Source organism: Phenylobacterium sp. (assembly GCF_036263695.1).
Lineage (GTDB): Bacteria > Pseudomonadota > Alphaproteobacteria > Caulobacterales > Caulobacteraceae > Phenylobacterium.
The window spans coordinates 1-2,193 of the sequence record NZ_DATAGM010000445.1 but is presented as its reverse complement, the minus strand read 5'-3'; the positions used below and the strand labels follow the sequence as shown (position 1 = coordinate 2,193).

The 2,193-nt window shown below is 70.6% G+C and carries 2 protein-coding genes; both read left to right on the top strand.

Translation table 11 applies throughout. The annotated features are described in order from the left end of the window. On the top strand, positions 1 to 265 hold a 265-nt coding region (locus VHK87_RS17945; RefSeq protein WP_329636261.1), incomplete at its 5' end, for a 6-phosphogluconolactonase. A gap of 19 nt (positions 266 to 284) precedes the next feature. Then, positions 285 to 2,099 carry a phosphogluconate dehydratase gene (edd, locus tag VHK87_RS17940; RefSeq protein ID WP_329636260.1) on the top strand — a complete coding sequence of 605 codons (1,815 nt, stop codon included), beginning with the start codon at positions 285 to 287 and terminating at the stop codon, positions 2,097 to 2,099. Positions 2,100 to 2,193: the final 94 nt, after the last annotated feature.

The following is a 2,193-nucleotide window of genomic DNA, read 5'->3' as shown; positions in this document are numbered from 1 at the left end:
CCCCGGCAGTCCGGCGCTGACCGAAGGGCTGGACCTGACGTCGGACCGGCTGGCGTTGGGGGTTCCGGAGCCGCATGGCGCGCCACCGCTGCCGCGGATCACCCTGACCCTGGCCGCGTTGACTGATGCGAGGGGCCTCATCGTGCTTATCTCAGGGGACGCCAAGAAACAGGTGGTCGAGCGGGCGCTCGCCGGGGAACCGCTTCCCGTCGGCGCGCTCTTGCGCCAAGAACGCGCGCCCGTCCGCATTCTGTGGTCGCCATAAAGTGAAATTGGGAGCCGCCATGCATCCGGTCGTCCAGGAGGTCACCGAGCGCATAGCCCATCGCAGCCGCGAGTCTCGCGCCGCCTACCTCGAGCGTATGGAGGCGGCCAGGCGCGACGGCCCCGGGCGCGCCAAGCTCTCCTGCGCCAACTTCGCCCACGCCTTCGCGGCCCTCGGCGAAGGAGACAAGCAGCGTATGCGCGACCCCTTCGCGCCGAACGTGGCCATCGTCTCGGCCTACAACGACATGCTCTCGGCCCACCAGCCGCTGGAGCGCTTCCCGGCGATCATCAAGGCGGCGGCCCACGAGATCGGGGCGACCGCCCAGTTCGCCGGCGGCGTGCCCGCCATGTGCGACGGGGTCACGCAAGGCCGGCCGGGGATGGAGCTCTCGTTGTTCAGCCGCGACGTGATCGCCATGGCGACGGCGATCGCCCTGACCCACGACGCTTTCGACGCGGCCCTGATGCTGGGCATTTGCGACAAGATCGTGCCGGGCCTGTTCATAGGGGCCCTGTCGTTCGGCCACCTGCCGGTGATCTTCGTGCCCGGCGGCCCAATGACCTCGGGCGTCTCCAACGCCGAGAAGGCCCGCGTCCGCGCCCTATACGCCGAGGGCAAGGCGACGCGCGAGGAGTTGCTGGACGTTGAGATGAAATCCTATCACGGCCCCGGCACCTGCACCTTCTACGGCACGGCCAACTCCAACCAGATGATGATGGAGATGACCGGCCTTCACCTGCCGGGCTCGGCCTTCGTGCAGCCCAACACGCCGCTGCGCGACGCCCTGGTGGCGGCAGCGCCGAAGCGCGCGGTGGAGATCCGCGACGGCGGCAACGCCTATGCGCCGATGTCGGCGGTGGTGGACGTGAAAAGCATCGTCAACGCCACTGTCGGCCTCCTGGCCACCGGCGGTTCGACCAACCACACCCTGCACATCGTCGCCATGGCACGGGCCGCGGGCGTCCACATCACCTGGGACGACTTCGACCAGCTCTCCCGGGTCACGCCGCTGATCGCCCGGGTCTATCCGAACGGATCGGAGGATGTGAACGCCTTCCATGCGGCCGGCGGCATGGCCTTCGTCACCCGCCAGCTGCTGGATGCGGGCCTGGCGCACGACGACGTGGTGACGGTCGCCGGCCCGGGCCTGCGCCGCTACCAGACCGAGCCCTTCCTGCAGGACGGCAAGCTGGTCTGGCGGGAAGGAACCGCCGCCTCTCTCGACCGCAACCTGCTGCGGCCGGTGGACGATCCCTTCCAGAGCGAAGGCGGTCTTCGCCTGGTCGAGGGGCCGCTGGGCCGCGGGGTCATCAAGACCTCGGCGGTCAAGCCCGAGCACCTGGTGATCGAGGCGCCGGCGCTGGTGTTCGACGACCAGGACGACCTGCTGGCGGCCCACAAGCGAGGCGAGCTCAACCGCGACTTCGTCGCCGTGGTGCGCTTCCAGGGGCCGCGGGCCAACGGCATGCCGGAGCTGCACAGCCTGACGCCGGCGCTGGGCGTCCAGCTCGACAAGGGCTTCAAGGTCGCCCTGGTCACCGACGGGCGGATGAGCGGCGCCTCCGGCAAAGTGCCGGCGGCGATCCACGTCACGCCCGAGGCGGCCGGCGGCGGGCCGCTGTCGCGGGTGCGTGACGGGGACGTGATCCGCCTCGACGCCCGCACCGGGCGGCTCGACATCCAGGTGGACGAGCGCGAGCTGATGAACCGGCCCCCGGCCACCGCCGCCCCGCACGCTTACGGCTTCGGCCGCGAGATGTTCGGCTGGATGCGCAAGGTCGCAGGACCCGCCGAAGAGGGCGCCTGCAGCCTGTTCGAGGCCGCGGCGTGAAGGGCGCGGCGCGCGGCCTGGTGGGGGATGTGGGCGGCACCAACGCCCGCTTCGCCCTGGTGGACGAGGAAGGCCACATCCGCTTCCCCAAGTC